This window comes from Bradyrhizobium sp. NDS-1 (assembly GCF_032918005.1).
GTDB lineage: Bacteria > Pseudomonadota > Alphaproteobacteria > Rhizobiales > Xanthobacteraceae > Bradyrhizobium > Bradyrhizobium tunisiense.
In genome coordinates, this window is record NZ_CP136628.1 from 4,423,073 (window position 1) to 4,440,388 (window position 17,316).

Sequence of the window (17,316 nt, forward strand, 5' to 3'; positions counted from 1 at the left end):
GGGATCAGCGGCGACGACCGGACGATGTTCGCTGCGATCGCGGCCGTCGCGCTCGCGATCGGAATCGTCAATGCGCTCTCGGGCGCTCAGGACGCCGCCTGGCGCGGCGACACCTACGACATCGGCCGGCGGCTGTTCTGGGAGATGTCGAGCATCTCCGTCATCCTGCTGCTGCTGCCGATCCTGGTGCTGGCGGTCCGCCGCATGCGCCGGACACCTGGCCTGGCCGCACGTGCAGGAATCGGGGCTGTCGCCCTGCTCGGCTTCTCCGCCCTCCACATCACCGGCATGGTCGCAGTGCGGAAGCTCGTGCTCTGGCTGGCCGGAGGCGCCTACGACTTCCGCTTCTCGCTCGCGACGGTCCTGTACGAATTCCGCAAGGACGCCGTGGCCGTTGTCCTGATCGCCAGCACGATCTGGCTGCTCGAAAGCCGGCGTGAGCTGAGGAAGGCCGCAGTCGCTCCGTCGGCGCCGCCTGCCCCGCAACGATCGTCGTCCCCCGAGATGATCTGGCTGCGCGACGGTACGAGCCGCATTCGCGTGGTGCCGCGCGACATCCTCTGGGTCGCGTCCGCCGGCAATTACATCGAGTACAGCCTCGCCGACGGCACCCGGCACCTGATCCGCGGCACGCTCGCAGCGGCGGAAAGCGAGCTGGCGCGCTTCGCCATCGTTCGCATTCACAGGACCAGGCTTGCCAATCTCGATCGGGTGCGCGGCGTGGACCTCAAGGCCTCAGGAGATTTCGAGCTTGCCTTCGACAACGGCCAGACGCTCGGAGGCAGCCGGCGTTACCGGCCGGCGGTCGCCTCGCTCGGAAGCCGAACCGCCCCGATGGGAATCGCCGCCGCCGATCGGCCGGAGATCCATAAACAGTCGTGATTCCAATCGGTTGAGCGCTGCTATCCTGCCGAGCCTCAGGCTTTTGCCGTTGTCCGTTTGAATTCAGCCAGGTCCCGGTCATGGGCGTCATGCCTGAGACGACGCTGCGATGACTGGCTAAGCTCTTGAGCCCATTGAGAGATGTCGAAGAAGCTTGCTTTTTGACCCTTGCCTCGTGTTAGAAGCGCGCGTCAGTTCACCTGCGCGCCACTCGCGCATCATCCGAGGGCGCGCCTCTCCACCTTTCATCCGTGCTCTCGTCGGCGGCGACGCCAGGTGAGCCTCAATCGGACGATTGCGCAGGGATCACCTCCAAGGGACTCAATCAGAGACATCCATGCCTGAAGTCATTTTCACCGGCCCTGCCGGCCGCCTCGAGGGCCGCTATCACCCGGCCAAGCAGAAGAACGCGCCGATCGCGATGATCCTGCATCCGCATCCGCAGTTCCACGGCACGATGAACCATCAGATCGTGTACCAGTGCTACTACGCGTTTGCTCATCGCGGCTTCTCGGTGCTGCGCTTCAACTTCCGCGGCGTCGGCCGCAGCCAGGGCTCGTTCGACCACGGCACGGGCGAATTGTCGGATGCCGCCGCAGCGCTCGACTGGGCGCAGACCATCAATCCCGAAGCGCGCGCCTGCTGGGTCGCCGGCTTCTCCTTCGGCGCCTGGATCGGCATGCAGCTCCTGATGCGCCGCCCCGAGGTCGAGGGCTTCATCTCGATCGCACCGCCCGCCAATCTCTACGACTTCTCGTTCCTCGCGCCCTGCCCGTCGTCGGGCTTGATCGTGCACGGCGAGAAGGACGCAGTGGTGCCGCCCAAGGACGTCAACACGCTGGTCGAGAAGCTGAAGACGCAGAAGGGCATCGTGATCGACCAGCAGGTCATCCCCGGCGCCAACCATTTCTTCGACGCCAAGCTCGAGCCGCTGATGGAAACCATCACGGCGTATCTGGACATGCGGCTGGCGAACGTTCGCTAAGCCAGCTTGAGCGCCACGATCCCCGCCAAGACGAGCGCGATGCCGACCATCTTCATCGCGCTCAAGGTCTCGCCGAACAGCACCACGCCCATCACGAAGGTGCCGGCCGCGCCGATGCCGGTCCACACCGAATAGGCAACGCCGACCTCGAGCACCTTCAACGCGCGCCCGAGCAGGACGACGAAGGCGGCGAGCAGCACGAGCGAAATGATGCTCCAGCCCAACCTCGTGTAGCCTTCGGCATATTTCATCGAGATCGCCCAACCGACATCGAGCGCGCCGGCGACCACCAGCATCAGCCAGGCCATGGATTGCGACATCGGCGTTGCGCTCAGGCCGCGAGCTTGAGCAGATGCGCGTCGTGGCGGACGAGGAAGGCGCGCAGCAATTGCGGATAGTCCTGGCCCACGGCAGTCCGGACGCTCGGACGCTTCGATAGCTCCGCACGCCAGTCCCGGACCTTCGGCACGTCGTTGAAAATGCCGTGCTCGGTCAATTCGTCGAACAGATCGAAATAGCGGAAGACCGGCGCGAACACGGCGTCGACGAGACTAAAGGCGTCGCCGGCGAAGAACGGACCCCCGCCTAGCGCGGCTTCGACACGCGCGAACTTTGCGACAAGCGCCTGCCGCTTGCTTTCGAACGTCGCGGCATCCGTCGTCGTCTCCAGGCCCCAGAGATCGCCGAGGATCGCCGAGCCGAACTCCATCCAGGCGCGGTGCTCGGCACGCTTCAGCGGGTCAGCCGGATGCAGTTTCGCGCCGCCTTGCGTCTCCTCGATGTACTCGCAGATCACGTTGCTCTCGAACAGCGCGACCTCGCCCTTGTCAGTCGTCACCACCAGCACCGGCACCTTGCCGAGCGGCGACAGTTTCAGAAACCAATCGGGCTTGGCAGCGAGATCGATGTCGACCCGCTCGAACGGAACGCCCTTCTCCTTCAACGCGATCACTGCGCGCTGCACGTAGGGGCAAAGCTTGTGGCTGATCAGTTTCAGTGAGGCGGTCATGGCGTTGACCCCGGCGATTAGATGCAGATGCATTAAATGTAGATGCATTTGCATGCACTCGTCAAGTTCAATGCAACTGCATTAATTGCGGCCGAGCGAAGCGTCGCAGAATCGTTGCGGTATTAGGATGACGGCGCACTTCTTGCCACTGCTGGCGTCGGGCAAAACACCGCAAGCCTCGTCAACCCCTTCCGGCAAAATATTCCGCTTTCCCGAATTGAAGCCACCCTCAGGGCCGTGCGATCACCCCGCCCGTCATCGGCATCGGCACGCCCGTGGTCGCCGGATAGGACAGCGGCAGGCCCTTCAGGCCGCGGGCAGCGAGGAAACCGAAGGCCTGGGCTTCGATGGCATCGGAGGCCCACCCGAGCGTCTCCGCCGCCTCGACGGTCGCCGAGCCCACCCGCTCCCGCAGCATCCTGAGCATGGTGAGGTTGCGGGCGCCGCCGCCGCAGACGATCCAGCCCCGCGGCCGCCGCGGCAACAACGGGATGATCCGGGCGATCGCCGCCGCGGTGAAGGCGGTCAGGGTCGCCGCGCCGTCGGCGGGCGCGACGTCGCCGAGCTTGAGTGCAGCGAAGTCGTTACGGTCCAGCGATTTCGGCGGAGGCAACGTAAAGAACGGCAGCTTCAGTGCGCTGGCGATCCAGGCCTCATCGACCTTGCCGAGAGCTGCAAATCTTCCTTCCGCATCGAACGCCTGGTTCATGGCGCGGTACATGAAATCATCCAGCAGCGCGTTGCCGGGGCCGGTGTCGCAGGCGATCAGCGTCTCGTTGCCGTCGATATAGGTGATGTTGGAAACGCCGCCGATATTGACCACGACGATCGGCCCTTCGCGGCCCAGCGAATGGGCGAGCGCGCGGTGGTAGACCGGCACGAGGGGCGCGCCCTGCCCGCCAGCCTCGACGTCTGCGGCGCGGAAATCAAACATCACCGGAACGTGGATCGCCCTCGCCAGCGCCGGCGCGTCGCCGATCTGGACCGTCAGCCGCTTCTCGGGGCGGTGCAGCACGGTCTGGCCGTGGAAGCCGACGATGTCGATATCCTCCGGCCTCATGCGATTCTGGGCGAAGAAGGCGGCCACCGCCTCGGCATGCGCCTGCGTCACGGCGCGCTCGGCATCGGCCAGCACTCCCGGCCGGGCTTCGCGTTGCGGCAGGTGCACAGCCTCGGTGAGCGCCTGGCGCAGCAGATTGCGCTCTGCCGGGCTATAGGGCCGGTAGCCGGTCGCGCCGAACGCCTTGACCTGCTTCCCGTCGGTCTCGATCAGCGCGACGTCCACCCCGTCCAGCGAGGTACCGCTCATCAAACCGAGTGCCGTCAACATCATGGGATCAGCGTCCTCGAAAGTCCCGCGCCGGCATGCCGATCTTGTGCCAGAGGGACACATCTTATAATGCCACAGCGCCAAGCGGCGGGCAGCCATCGGGTTCCCACCCAAGACCCTTAAATTGCCCCCAAAACAGTAAACCAAGAATTGTCAGGCGCGCCGACAGATGACTGCATTTAAATCGGATTTCCTCAATACCCTGCAGGAACGTGGTTTCATCCACCAGTGCTCCGATTTCGAGGGGCTGGACGCGCTCGCCGCCAAGGGCGAAGCGACGGCCTATGTCGGCTACGATTGCACCGCCCGTTCGCTGCATATCGGCAATTACCTGACCATGATGATGCTGCACTGGCTGCAGCAGTCCGGCAACAAGCCGATCACGCTGATGGGCGGCGGCACCACCATGGTGGGCGATCCCTCCGGCAAGGACGAGACGCGCGCGATGCGCACCGTCGCCGAGATCGAGGCCAACAAGGAATCGATCCGCGGCGTGTTCGCGAAGGTGCTGCGCTACGGCGAAGGCAAGAGCGACGCCGTCATGCTCGACAATGCGGAGTGGCTGACCAGGCTGAACTGGATCGAGATGCTGCGCGACGTCGGCCGGCACTTCTCGGTCAATCGCATGCTGACCATGGACTCCGTGCGGCTGCGCCTCGAGCGCGAGCAGGAGATGAGCTTCATCGAGTTCAACTACATGGTCTGCCAGGCCTACGACTTCGTCGAGCTCGCCAAGCGTACCGGCTGCAAATTGCAGATGGGCGGTTCGGACCAGTGGGGCAACATCATCATGGGCGTCGATCTCGGCCGCCGCATGGGCACGCATCAACTGTTCGCGCTGACGACGCCGCTGCTCACGACGGCCTCGGGCGCCAAGATGGGCAAGACCGCGCAAGGCGCGGTCTGGCTCAACGCCGACCAGTTCTCGCCGTATGATTTCTGGCAGTACTGGCGCAACACCGAGGATGCCGACGTCGGCAAATTCCTGAAACTGTTCACGACGCTGCCGATGAGCGAGATCAAGAAGCTCGAGGCGCTCGGCGGCTCGGAGATCAACGAGGCCAAGAAGGTGCTCGCGACCGAGGCGACGGCGCTGCTGCACGGCCGCGATGCCGCGAACGAAGCGGCGGAGACCGCGCGCCGTACCTTCGAGGAAGGCGCGCTCGCCGAGAGCCTGCCGACGGTGGAAATTCCGCGCGGCGAGTTGGAGGCCGGCCTCGGCGTGCTCAACGCCTTCGTCAAGGCGGGTCTCGTCACGTCCAACGGGGAAGCACGGCGCCAGATCAAGGGCGGCGGCCTGCGCGTCAACGACGAGCCGGTCACGGACGAGAAGATGGCACTCTCGGCGGCCAATCTGACGCCCGAAGGCGTGATCAAGCTCTCCTTCGGCAAGAAGAAGCACATCCTGATCAAGCCTGCATAGGCGTATGAGCTTTTCACTGCTTGTCAGGGCGCGCGGATACGCGCTCCCTGACGAGCAATGGACCAGGACACGCCCAAAGCTGCGGTCAAGGAAACGAGCAAGGACGGCGTAGCGGCGCCCCCGCAAGGTGCCGTGCGCGTCGCGCTCACCGTGCTCGCGCTCTGCTTCACGCTGGCCGTGCTCGGCCGCGGGCTCGGCGACAGCTTTACGGTTTTCCTGAAGCCGATCTCGGAGAGCTTCGGCTGGGACCGCGCGCAGATCGTCTCGGTCTATTCGCTCACATGGCTCGCGAGCGGTCTCACCGCGCCCTTCGTCGGCCGCTTGTTCGACCATTCCGGACCCCGCATCGTCTATGCGCTCGGCCTGTTGCTGCTCGGCGCGGCATTCCTGATCGCGGCCCACGCCCAGCATCTCTGGCAGTTCCAGCTCTCGATCGGCCTCTGCGTCGGCATCGGCGTCGCCTTCATCGGCATCGTGCCGAACTCGATCCTGCTCGGCCGCTGGTTCGGACCGCGTCTGCCGACCGCAATGTCGGTGGTGTATTCGGCCATGGGCGGCGGCGTGCTGGCGCTGTTGCCTGCCTCGCAGCTCCTGATCGATCACATCGGCTGGCGCGACACCTATCAGCTGTTCGGCTTGGCGGCACTGGGCCTGCTCGTTCCGCTGATGCTGCTGCCCTGGCGGCTGTTCGCCGCGGGCTCGCCGCATGTCGTGAAGAAGACCGATCCCGACTTCGTCGACAAGGGCTGGACGCTTCTCGGCGCCATGCGCCATCACGCCTTCTGGGCGCTGTTCGCGACCTTCTTCTTCACCGCCGTCGGCATGTACGCGATCGCCGCGCAGATCGTTGCCTATCTGATCGATGCCGGCTTCCCGCCGCTTCAGGCTGCGACGGCCTGGGGGTTTTCCGGAATCGTCCTGGTGTTCGGAATGTTGGGCGTGTCCGCGCTCGACGGGCTGATCGGGCGGCGGCCGTCGGTGCTGCTCAGCTACGCCATCTCGATCCTCGGCATCTTCCTGCTCTGGCTCTTGCAGTATTATCCGAACGTCGTTCTGCTCACGGGCTTCGTCATCTGCTTCGGCAGCATGATGGGCTCGCGCGGCCCCCTGATCAGCGCCACCGCGATGAGGATCTTCCAGGGCAAGCGCGTGGGAACCATCTACGGCACGATCTCGATCGGCAGTGGCCTCGGCTCGGCGTTCGGCTCCTGGAGCGGCGGGCTGATTCATGACGCGACCCACGGCTACAACGCGGTGCTTGCCTTCGCACTCGCGAGCGTGATCCTCGGAATGATTCCATTCCTGATCGTCCCCGCCTTGCGGCGGTAAGTATCCCGGAAGTAACCTGAGCGCGTTCGCGTCACCGGGGAATTACGGATGGGCACGACGCCAGCTCGTGCAAAAAAGCGCGGGCCGCGCGCCTCTGTTGGCCGGTCGTGCGTTATTTTGTCCTACATGACGAAAATGTCAGAATGGAAATGACGCTGGGTGGCTTGCGAGATGGAATTGAATACGGTCCAAGTCGCCCATTGGATGGAGGGCACAAACCAATGGACTTTCCCTATCTCACTCGCTTCCAACCGGTTCTCTTGAGCCTGTTTCGCTTCATCACCGGCCTGCTGCTGTTTCAGTACGGCGTTGCCAAGATCTTCAAGTTTCCGGTGCTTCCATACTTCGCCAACATCCCGCCGCTGATCTACGCGGCCGGCGTGCTCGAACTCGTGCTCGGTGCGCTCCTGATGCTCGGCCTGTTCACCCGCCTCACCGCTTTCATCCTCGCCGGTGAAATGGCCTTCGCCTACTTCATGGGCCACATGTTCAAGGGCGAAACGCCGGTGTTCCTGCCGCTGCTCAATCGCGGTACCGAGGCGATCCTGTTCTGCTTTGCTTGTCTCTATCTGTCGGCTGCCGGCGGCGGCTCGGTCAGTGCGGATGCAGCGATGGGCAAGAAATAGCGGCGCGGACGCACTGCGCTGGCGCGCCCTCAAGTGACCCCGCAAGCAGGACGGCACCGGCGGATCCGCCGGTGCCATCTCAACGCGCGCCCAGCACGTTCCAGATCAGGACGAGGGCCGCAACCAGCAGCACGGACATGATGATGCGGTGAACGAATCGGTTCATCGCTGCTCCGGCCGCGCTTGATCATCACCAAATTCCGACATCATTTTTCCCCGCGACCTGACGCGCCACGTGCGGCGAGGCACGTTCGGCCTGCATGTTTGTGCACGCGGCTGCAGACGCTGCGCGCAGGAGCACGCCGCACGCGTCCATTCATGATTGGTAAGAACTTCATGCTACCGACACGAGCAATAACAACCATTCCGTAGGGGCTGTGATGAAGTTGCTGAGCCATCTGAAGATCCGCACCAAGCTTGCCAGCATGGTCTGCCTCGCGGCCCTCACGGTCACGGCCATCATCGGCGTATCCGCCCTGCTCAGCAAGAGCCGCATGATGGAGGATCGAGTCCAGCAGATGCGGACGGCGGTGGAGTTGCTCTACAACTACGCGCAAGCGCTCCAGGACGAGGTGACCGCCGGCAAGTTGACGCAGGCCGAGGCCAAGTCCCTGTTCCACCAGCGCGGCCGCCGCATGAACTTCAATGGCAACCAGGGCTACCCGGTGGTCTACAACCAGGACTCCTCCCTGGTCGTGAACGGCGCCAATCAGCAGCTCGAAGGCAAGATCACGGGCGCGAAGGACTCCAACGGTGTGCTGATCGCCGACGCCATCATCAAGGCGGGTGATCAGACCGCACAGGGCGGCGTAACCTCCTATCTCTACCCCCGCCCCGGCCAGACCGAACCTGTCCGCAAGACGGTGTTCGCGCGCAAATTCGCGCCCTGGAACGTGACGATGAGCTACGGCCTCTATGTCGACGACATCGACGCGGACGTGCGCGCGCTGACGCTGGAGCTCGGCGCGATCGGCATCGGCCTGATGCTGCTGATGGCGGCGCTGTCCTGGCTGATCGCCCGCGACGTGCTCGGCGCGCTCGAACGCCAGAAGAACCGCATGCAGGAGATCTCCGAAGGCGCGATCGACAAGCCGGTCGAGGAAACCGGCCGCGGCGACGAGATCGGACGCATGGCCGAGACCCTCGAAGTGCTGCGTCAGACGGCTTTGACGGCGCGCGCGCTGGAGGCCGAGCAGGTCGCCACCAAGACCCGCACCGAGCAGGAGAAGCGCGACGCCCTGATCGCGCTCGCCGACCGTTTCGATGCCTCCGTCGGCCAGCTCGTCGGCCTGATGGCCTCCGGCTCCGGCCAGCTCGAGACCACCGCCAAGTCGATGTCCTCGACCGCTGAAGGCACCAACCGCCGCGCCGCCGTCGTCGGCTCGGCCGCCACCGAAGCCAGTCAGCGCGTCCAGACCGTCGCGGCTGCCGCCGAGGAGCTGTCCTCCTCCATCACCGAGATCAGCCGCCAGGTCGCGCAATCCGCCGAGGTCACCGGACGCGCTGTCGACAGCGCGCGCCGCACCGACACCATCGTGCGCGCGCTCTCGGACGGCGCCCAGCAGATCGAGCACGTCGCCGAACTGATCTCCAATATCGCCGCCCAGACCAATCTGCTCGCGCTCAACGCCACCATCGAGGCCGCCCGTGCCGGCGAAGCCGGCCGCGGCTTTGCCGTCGTCGCCTCCGAGGTGAAGTCGCTCGCGAGCCAGACCGCGGAGGCCACCCGCGAGATCGGCGACAAGATCGCCCAGATCCAGGGCGCGACCAGGGAAGCCGTCGACGCCATCGGCGGCATCACCGCCACCATCGAGGAGGTCAGCCGCATCGCTACCTCGATCGGCGCGGCGATCGAGGAGCAAGGCGCCGCCACCGCCGAGATCGCCCGCAGCGTCTCGCAGACCGCGGAGGCGACCCAAGAAGTCACCACCAATATCGGCGGTGTCTCCACCGCCGCCAACGAGACCGGCAACGCCGCCGGCATGGTGCTCGCCGCGGCCAGCAACCTCTCCAAGCAAGCCGAGCAACTCTCGGGTGAGGTCGGAACGTTCCTGGCCGGCGTGCGCGCGGCGTAGGCTGGCACTTAGAACTCAGGAAGTTTGGCGCTAAGGTGCCGCCACATCCTCATGGCTGGGCTTGTCCCGGCCATCCACGTTTTTGCCATGCCGCACGACGAACGTGGATGCCTGGGACAAGCCCGGGCGACGGCATCTTGGGCTTCGAACTTACCGCCGCGCCAGGCTGCAGCCGCTCGACAACTGGCGTGCCGAGCCGGTCGAGCCGTCGTTCGACTGCGAGGGGAATTCCTCGAACGGCGAATTCTGCTTGCCGGTGTTGAACTCGAAGATCTTGCGGAACAGGCCGGGCGCCATCGCCGAGATCGGATTGACGCGCATCACCGGCGCCGCCGGCGTGCCGACCACCTCATAGGTCACGCCGATCAACCCTTCATTGTTGCCGCCACCCAGGAAGATGCCGAACAGCGGAATCTGGCCGAAGATGTTGTTGACGCCATACATCGGGACGAAGGTGCCGCTCATGCAGACCTGGTTGCCGGGATAGTCGATCGATCCCTCGATGGTGGCGCCGATCATCGGGCCCTTGACCACGCCGTCGCGGATCGTGAGCGCGCCGTTCTGCCGGGTGAACTCGGCGCGGAGCGCGCTGAAGGAGACGCCGTTGCCGGTGCCGTTGGGCGCGCCGGCGGCGACGCGTTCGAGCTGCGCCTCGCCCTTCACCGTGAAGTCGCGGACGTTGATCAGGCCCTCGCGCGAGGTGTTCGGCTCCGACGACGGCGGCTCCATCGCCACCACCATCTGGCCGCCGACCGCCTTGGTGTAGGTGTCGGTGAAGCGCAGCAGCGCGCCGGCATCGTTGGTCTGGAGGTAGATCACCTCGCGGCTGCCCTGCGCACGCCCGCCGCGCAGGTCGGCGGCCACCGGCGTATCGCGGCCGATCTTGCCGCTCAGGGTAAAGGCCTTGATGGCGCCGTTGCGCTTCGACATCTTGGCATCGACGCTGCGCATCGCCTCGCCATTGAAACCGGCGACGGCACCGAGCTTCACGTCGATGTCGAAATCGACGTTCTTCATCTTGTTCCTGGAATCGTCCTTGGAATTGCCTGAGATCGCCGACTTCAGGAAACCGCGGCCATCGAACACGTCGCCGCGCATGGTGCCCCTGATGACGCCGTCCTGACCACGCTCGGCCTTCAACGACGTCTTGTCGCCGTCGGACGGCGAATAGATCGGGAAGTTCACGTTCATGAGGTCGCCGTTCGCGTCGACCTCGAGCGAGCCCCTGATCGAGGCGCCGCCGCCTTCAACGACGATGTCCTCCAGCCGCGTCGATTGCGCCGTCGGCACCACCTTGAAGCTGGCCTTGCCCGATTTCCCCGGCAGCTTGACCCAGCCCGGCAGGATATTGTCGAGCTTGACCGATGTCAGGTCGGCCTCGACGCCGAGCTTCGTCGTCTGGTCGGGACCTGCGGCGATCTTGCCCGACAGCTTGATCGGCAACGATCCGCTGACGGCAGGGCCGAGATCGAATCCCAAGCGCGCCCGGCTCGCATCGTCCAGCGTCGCCTGCAGTCTGACGTCCGCATCGCCTTCGGCCGGCTTGCGATAATCGAGCGAAGCCGCCTGCCCGTTGATCTTGACGTCGCCCTTGACCTGATACCCCCCGTTGTTCGCGACGATCTTGAGGCTGTTGGCCTCCAGCTTCTGGTTCATCACCAGCTTGTCGGCCGAGAAGCCGTTGAGGTCGGCCGCCACGGAATAGGTCGTGTCAGACTTGGTCAGCTCACCCTTGACCGGCAGTCCGAGCTGGATGTTCGCCGTGAATGTCCCCTTGCTGGTGTTGGGATCGACGACGGTCGACGACAGATCGCTCAAGCGATCATTGGAGAGTATTTCAGCCGCCGCGGGCACCGGACCCTCGACGCGGAATTTAGTCCGCGACGGCGACGGCTTGGGCGCCATGTCAGGCACTTCGAACACGAAATCGGAAATCGTGACCTTGCGGCCGGCGGGCGTATCGGCAATGCCCTGGCTGATATTCACGGTCGCGGTGCGCCCGGTTACGCGCGCCTTCAAATCGGCATCATGCACGACCGGCATGCCGTCCACGGGACGGACCGCGACGCCGCTCGCCACGATGTTGACCGACAGGCCGTCGTCGGGAATGGGCGGGCCCTTGCGTGGAAGGTTCTTCGTCGGCGAATTGACGCCGATCTCGATGCGCTGAAGCGTACCGCGCTCGATCCGCTCGATCACCCATTCGCGCAACTCTGGAACGACCAGCGTCGGCCACATCCGCTTCAGCGCAGAGGCCGACATCGGCGTTCCCGCAAAGCCCAGCGTCAGGCGCGGCTCGCCCGAATAGTCGATGGCGCCGGTGCCGGCGACGCCGATCTCGCCATTGCTGATGTCGGCTTGCGTCAGCAGGAAGCGCTTGTGGTCGGTGTCGAAACGGAAGCCGATCGCAATGCGGTTGAAGACGAGCGGCGGCTCGTTGTCGATACCGCCGAGCAGGATCGAACCGCCACTGAAGCCGAGCTGCCAGTCATTGACGGTGCCGTTGGGCGGCTCGAGATGGGCCAGAAGCGTCAGACGGTTCGCACCCGACAGGATCTTGAACGGTGCGACCAGCACCCGGCGATTGGCGTCCCACTCGACGTTGATCTCGGCCTGGTCGATCGCCATCGGATAGTCGGGCGTGTCGGTGTCGATGATGTTGCCCGCGCCGACCGCGATCTTGCCGCGGAAGAATGTCGGCACGCCATCGCGGCCGAGTTCGCCTTTGAGCTCGCCCGTCAGCGGCAGATCGGCCGTATAGGTGAGGTCCTTGACCCGCAGCGCCAGCAGGATGTTGGAGGTCGAGACCTTGTCGGCCTTGATGTCGACCGAGCGCACGCCGTTCTCGGCCGGCCCGATCGTGGCGCGCAGCATCCACGGGCGTGCGCCCTCCTCGCCCAGGCTCAGCGTAACGCCGCCGCGGCTCGGGCGGCGCAGGCTGAGCGTGATGTTCTCGAACGACCATTTGCTGCCGCGCTGCTGATCGTCGACGATCAGATTCCCGTTCTTCAAACCGATCTCGTTGAGATTCTGGCCGTCGAGGCCGGTCATGCTCAGGCTGTCGAGCCAGTCGAGGCCCTGCAGGATTCCGCTCTGCGCGGTTGCCTGAGGCGCCGCCTGGGACGCCTCCGGGCCTGCAGGCTGCTGCGTGACGAAGGGCGGCGGCGGAACGCCTGCGCGGGGGAATGTGGGCGGCAGGCCCGCCTCTTTCTTGGAGGCCACGCCCGTTGCCAGTGGCTTCGTGGTGTCACCGGCCGAAACCGTGACCGTGCCATCGGGCGCGATGCGGATCGCGAGCTCCGCGTCGACGAGATTGAGGCTTTCTGCACGCAGATGCCCCATCAGCAGACCCGCACCCGACAGCTTCACCTCGGCCTTGGGCGCGCTGGCAACGACGGCGTGATCGCGGTCGCGGACGACGATGTCACGGATGCGGACGGCGATGCGGATCCGCCCGGCCCGCTCGATCTGGGTGCCCCCGATCTCAACCGTGTTGCCGTGACCGATGTTGTCCTCGATCGCGGCCGCCAGCCATGGCGTTGCGATGTCGAGATTGATCGGACCTGCACCGAGCCGCCACCAGAGCGCACCGAAACAGCCGACGAAGATGACGACGAGAGTCCCGACGACGAGGATGAAACGCTTCAGCCAGCGATCGGCGGCCAGCCAGCGGCGCAACGCCCCAAACCCGTCACCGACGCGATGAAAGCCCGAATTGGAACGCGACAACAACCGGCGCGCGCGATAGCCCGCGGCCGCCTCCTGATCCGGGTCCCAATCGGCGTCGTCCCATTCCTGCGGTTGTTGCCCGCCACCACGCCGATCGAAGTCCCGATTGTAATCCTGGGGCGACTTATTCCTTGCCATTGCCTCTCGATACAGGCGCCCGTCGTAGGATTGAGCGCCGCCGGGACCACAGCCGTCCACGGGACGCGAAGCCCCCTGCGCCGGCACTGCAGCCATACCTCGAATATTCCTGCTGTTCGTCATTTCGCCCCGGGAGCGCGTTCAACGAGCAGTGGGGTGGTGCGTGGAATTCCTTGTAACCATACTCCGGCGTCGCCAGACTTGCCCAGCCGAGGGCGCGATTCCGGCACGCCGGACGAGAGCTGCAATACCGTTTCGGTTGACCCGCCGAAAGCGTCGAAAGGAAGGCGTATGTCCAAGAAATCCCGAACGAAATTGTCCAAAACGCCCTCCGGCAGTCCGACGGCTAAAAAGAAGGCCCTGAAAGCACGGGCATCGACTCAAACAAGCTCCGCGAAAACGCAACGGACACCGGCAGGCAAATCAACCGGGAGCTTGGCAAAAGCAGGATCACATAAGGCCGCATCGAAACAGTTAAATTCCTCCAAATCGGCATCCGCGCCCGCAAGCGCGAAATCGGGTCCCGCCGAGGGCACCAAGGCCCCCGCCTTCCGCCTGCCCCGCGACGGCGGCGAGATGGTCACGTTGGCCGACTATGCCGGCCAAAAGCTGGTCCTGTTCTTCTACCCGCGCGCCGATACCCCCGGCTGCACCCGGGAGGCGATCGATTTCACCCGCCTGGCTGGCGCTTTCGCGGCTGCCGGCACCGCCGTGCTCGGGATCTCAGCCGATCCGTTAAAGGCCCAGGAGAAGTTCCGCAACAAGCACGATCTCGGAGTCCCGCTGCTTTCGGACGAGCAACACGAGGTGCTCGAAGCCTATGGCGCCTGGGGCGAAAAGTCCATGTATGGCAAGAGCTTCTTCGGAATTCTTCGCACCACGGTGCTGATCGGGACTGATGGCAAAGTGGCCAAGGTCTGGCGGAATGTCCGGGTCGACGGACATGCCGACGCGGTGCTGAAAGCGGCAAGAAGTCTTTAACCAGTCCTTTGAATTCGCATGTTCCCGTTTCCGGAAAATTAACCATGACCGGCCCAGATTGCTGCGGCAATTAGGCCGTACGGACTCATCCGACCGGCGCGGGAGTGCCGATGTCGAAAAGTTCTGCCCAATACTCGCAGTACCCCCAACATCATCCTCACGACCACGGACGGGCCTTCCAACGCCGGCCTGCTGTCGCAGCAGCCGCAGCGATCCCCCTTCCCGCGACCGACGACGCCTACACCATCGTCCACGCCGGCAAACAGGTCCGCTTCGGGCCCGTGGTGTTCTGGATCGTGGTCGGTACGGTGGTGCTGCTCGGTCTCTGGTCGGCGGCGACCGCCACTTATTTTGCTTTCCGTGACGACGTCCTGACCCGGCTGATCGCGCGCCAGGCCGAGATGCAATACGCTTATGAAGATCGCATTGCCGAGCTGCGCGCCAAGGTCGACCGCACCACCAGCCGCCAACTGCTCGACCAGGAACAGTTCGACCAGAAGCTCGACCAGATCATGAAGCGGCAGACGGCGCTGGAGTCCCGGGCCACGGCGCTCGGGGCCATGCCCGACGTCACCGGCTCGATTCCCCGGGTGCCCCCACAGCGCGGCGATGCGAGTCAGAGCACGCCAAAACCCTCGCCGATCAGCGACACCGTGATCTTCGTGGCACCGCCGGACCGCGAGGCGCGGCTCGAATCGCGCGCGCCGGCCGTCTCTGGCCCGCCGACCAGCCAATTCGCCAAGAACCAGGGCTTCGACAACGTCCTCGTCCGGCTCACGACCTCGCTCGACCAGGTCGAGCGTCGCCAGATGGCGACGCTCAGCGCAGTCGAGGAAAGCATGGATTCACGCATGCGCCGGATGCGCGGCGTCGTCAGCGATCTCGGCCTCAATCTCGCCCATCTCGAAGCCGCCGTGCCGCGCGCGGCGATGGGCGGGCCGTTCGTGCCCGTCAAACTGACGGCCAATGCCGGACCATTCGAGAAGCAGCTCAACCGCATCAACATCACGCGGGCCGAGATGGATCGTCTCAATCGAACGCTGGCGCTGGTGCCTTACCGCAAGCCCGTCATCGGCGAGGTCGAGTTCACCTCCGGCTTTGGCGTCCGCAGCGATCCCTTCCTCGGACGGCCCGCGATGCATACCGGGCTCGACTTCCGCGCCGCCAGCGGCGATCCGGTTCGCGCCACCGCCTACGGCAAGGTGGTCTCCGCCGGCTGGTCCGGCGGTTACGGCCGCATGGTCGAGGTCGACCACGGCAACGGGCTTTCGACCCGCTACGGCCATCTCTCCGAGATCAACGTCAAGGTCGGCGAGACCGTGAAGATCGGCCAGGTCATCGGTCTCGCGGGATCGACCGGCCGTTCCACCGGGCCGCATCTGCATTATGAGACCCGCATCGAAGGCGAAGCGGTCGATCCGCAGAAGTTCCTGCGCGCCGGCGTACGCCTCAGCGCGGGCTAGCGCTGGCGCAACGTCGCGAAGTGAAACCCGCGAGCCCCAAATCTACCTGCCGTGGCGCAGCAGATTCGCAAGACGCCCGTCGATCACCAGCAGCGCGCTGCCGATGACTATGGCGCCCACGATCTCGCGCATCGAGATCGGCTCTCCCAGTACCAGCCATCCCAATAGAATGGCGGTGACGGGGATGAGCAGCGTCACCAGCACGACGTTGCTGGCGCCCGAACGCCGCAGGACCTGGAAGAAGACGATGTAAGCGAGCGCCGTCGACAGGGCCGCGAGGCCAAGCACCGCAAGCCAGGTCGCAAGCCCCGGCATCGGCAGACGCCAAGGCTGCTCCACAGCACCGGCGACGACCGCCATCATCACGGTCGACGCCATCAGCTGAAACGTCGCCGTGCCGAGCGGGGCTGCGTCCTTGAGCAATCGCCGCGCTGCCGGTGCGGCGAATCCGTAGCTGAAGGCGCCGCCAAGACAAAGCAGGATGCCGAGCCCCTGCCCGGTCCTTGTCTCGAGGCCCCATCCGCGCAGGATGATCACGCCCGCAAGGCCGAGCGCCACGCCGGCCACGCGGCGCATCTGCAAGGTCTCCTCGCCCGCTGCCGCCATCACCAGAACGGTGAACAGCGGCGTCGTCGCATTCAGGATCGAGGCCAGTCCGCTCGGAATGAACGTCTGGCCGATCACGATCAGCGAGAACGGGATGACATTGTTGAGCAGGCCGATGACAACGAATGGCGTCCAACCCGACATGCTCTTGGGAAAACCGATCCCCCGGACGCGCAGCAACGGCACGAGAATGGCCGCGCCGAGCAGGACGCGCAGGAACACCAGCGTCAGTGGCGGCAGCTCTCGCAACGCGGCGCCGTTGAAGAAGAACGAGCCGCCCCAGAGGATCGAGAGCACAGCGAGCAGCGACCAGTCGCGCGCGTCGATCCTGTTGTCGCTTGGGGGCATGGGTTCTCACATCGGCGGCCGAGCCCGCTGACCTAGGACGACGCGGCGACCAGTTCCACCCGATTTCCGACGAAGTGCCCGGCGGAGGCCACGCCTCCTGTTCAGTTTTCAATAGCGGACATGACCAAGTCGCCGCAGCTGGTCCGCTAGGGGCCAGAAGCGGGCACCGCACTAGATCGGAAGTTACCCACGGTTGGCAGAACCTGCCTTTCACCATAAACCAGCGACGACCGGGTCCTCCTTGCATCGCTCTGCTAGAAGCTACGAGCGACACAATCAGAGCGAGAGCGATGAGGCCCTTGGTTTTGGCGATAATCTTTACCGCAATTTGTCTATACGACGCCGCGCATGCCGCTTCCGCGACGAGTTCTACAGCCGCTACCCGCCACAGC

At 65.0% G+C, this 17,316-nt stretch carries 13 protein-coding genes; 8 read left to right on the plus strand and 5 right to left on the minus strand.

The window, feature by feature from the left end; genetic code table 11:
- Nucleotides 1–24 precede the first annotated feature (24 nt).
- Both RX330_RS20940 and RX330_RS20945 read left to right on the plus strand, forming a co-directional pair.
- Nucleotides 25–882: a LytTR family DNA-binding domain-containing protein gene (locus RX330_RS20940; protein ID WP_317239655.1), complete on the plus strand. Its 858-nt coding sequence runs from the start codon at nucleotides 25–27 to the stop codon at nucleotides 880–882.
- A gap of 337 nt (nucleotides 883–1,219) precedes the next feature.
- On the plus strand, nucleotides 1,220–1,867 hold the full coding sequence (locus RX330_RS20945; RefSeq protein ID WP_014495555.1) for an alpha/beta hydrolase: 648 nt from the start codon (nucleotides 1,220–1,222) through the stop codon (nucleotides 1,865–1,867).
- On the opposite strand, the gene RX330_RS20950 is transcribed toward RX330_RS20945, so the two are convergent.
- From RX330_RS20950 to RX330_RS20960, 3 genes are all read right to left on the minus strand, one after another.
- Entirely contained in the window at nucleotides 1,864–2,187 is a 324-nt protein-coding gene (locus RX330_RS20950) for a DMT family transporter (protein ID WP_212085628.1), read from the minus strand. The two genes, RX330_RS20945 and RX330_RS20950, sit on opposite strands and share 4 nt — an antisense overlap.
- Nucleotides 2,188–2,198: 11 nt before the next feature.
- Entirely contained in the window at nucleotides 2,199–2,876 is a 678-nt protein-coding gene (locus RX330_RS20955) for a glutathione S-transferase family protein (protein ID WP_212085630.1), read from the minus strand.
- Between the two features lie 229 nt (nucleotides 2,877–3,105).
- Entirely contained in the window at nucleotides 3,106–4,209 is a 1,104-nt protein-coding gene (locus RX330_RS20960) for an anhydro-N-acetylmuramic acid kinase (RefSeq protein ID WP_317239656.1), read from the minus strand.
- 166 nt (nucleotides 4,210–4,375) lie between these two features.
- On the opposite strand from RX330_RS20960, the gene tyrS reads away from it, so the two are divergent.
- The 4 genes from tyrS to RX330_RS20980 all read left to right on the plus strand — a co-directional run bounded on the left by tyrS (nucleotide 4,376) and on the right by RX330_RS20980 (nucleotide 9,659).
- On the plus strand, nucleotides 4,376–5,629 hold the full coding sequence (gene tyrS / locus RX330_RS20965) for a tyrosine--tRNA ligase (protein WP_212085640.1): 1,254 nt from the start codon (nucleotides 4,376–4,378) through the stop codon (nucleotides 5,627–5,629).
- A 57-nt stretch (nucleotides 5,630–5,686) separates the two neighbouring features.
- A complete protein-coding gene (locus RX330_RS20970; RefSeq protein WP_212085642.1) occupies nucleotides 5,687–6,958 on the plus strand; it encodes an MFS transporter in 1,272 nt (423 codons plus the stop codon).
- Between the two features lie 221 nt (nucleotides 6,959–7,179).
- Nucleotides 7,180–7,584, plus strand: a complete 405-nt coding sequence (locus RX330_RS20975) for a DoxX family protein (RefSeq protein ID WP_212085643.1) — start codon at nucleotides 7,180–7,182, stop codon at nucleotides 7,582–7,584.
- Between the two features lie 380 nt (nucleotides 7,585–7,964).
- Complete coding sequence (locus RX330_RS20980; RefSeq protein WP_317239657.1) at nucleotides 7,965–9,659, plus strand: methyl-accepting chemotaxis protein; 1,695 nt, start codon at nucleotides 7,965–7,967, stop codon at nucleotides 9,657–9,659.
- A gap of 150 nt (nucleotides 9,660–9,809) precedes the next feature.
- Here RX330_RS20980 and RX330_RS20985 read toward each other — a convergent pair whose 3' ends face one another.
- Nucleotides 9,810–13,622, minus strand: a complete 3,813-nt coding sequence (locus RX330_RS20985; protein ID WP_317239658.1) for a DUF3971 domain-containing protein — start codon at nucleotides 13,620–13,622, stop codon at nucleotides 9,810–9,812.
- A gap of 195 nt (nucleotides 13,623–13,817) precedes the next feature.
- Between RX330_RS20985 and RX330_RS20990 the strand changes: the two genes are divergently transcribed.
- Nucleotides 13,818–14,507 (plus strand): peroxiredoxin, encoded by a 690-nt coding sequence (locus RX330_RS20990; protein WP_317239659.1) that lies wholly within the window; start codon nucleotides 13,818–13,820, stop codon nucleotides 14,505–14,507.
- Nucleotides 14,508–14,617: 110 nt separating this feature from the next.
- Nucleotides 14,618–15,970: a peptidoglycan DD-metalloendopeptidase family protein gene (locus tag RX330_RS20995; protein ID WP_317239660.1), complete on the plus strand. Its 1,353-nt coding sequence runs from the start codon at nucleotides 14,618–14,620 to the stop codon at nucleotides 15,968–15,970.
- Between the two features lie 42 nt (nucleotides 15,971–16,012).
- On the opposite strand, the gene RX330_RS21000 is transcribed toward RX330_RS20995, so the two are convergent.
- The gene (locus tag RX330_RS21000) at nucleotides 16,013–16,924 is read right to left on the minus strand and encodes a DMT family transporter (RefSeq protein WP_317239661.1); all 912 of its coding nucleotides are present in this window, start codon (nucleotides 16,922–16,924) and stop codon (nucleotides 16,013–16,015) included.
- Nucleotides 16,925–17,316: the final 392 nt, after the last annotated feature.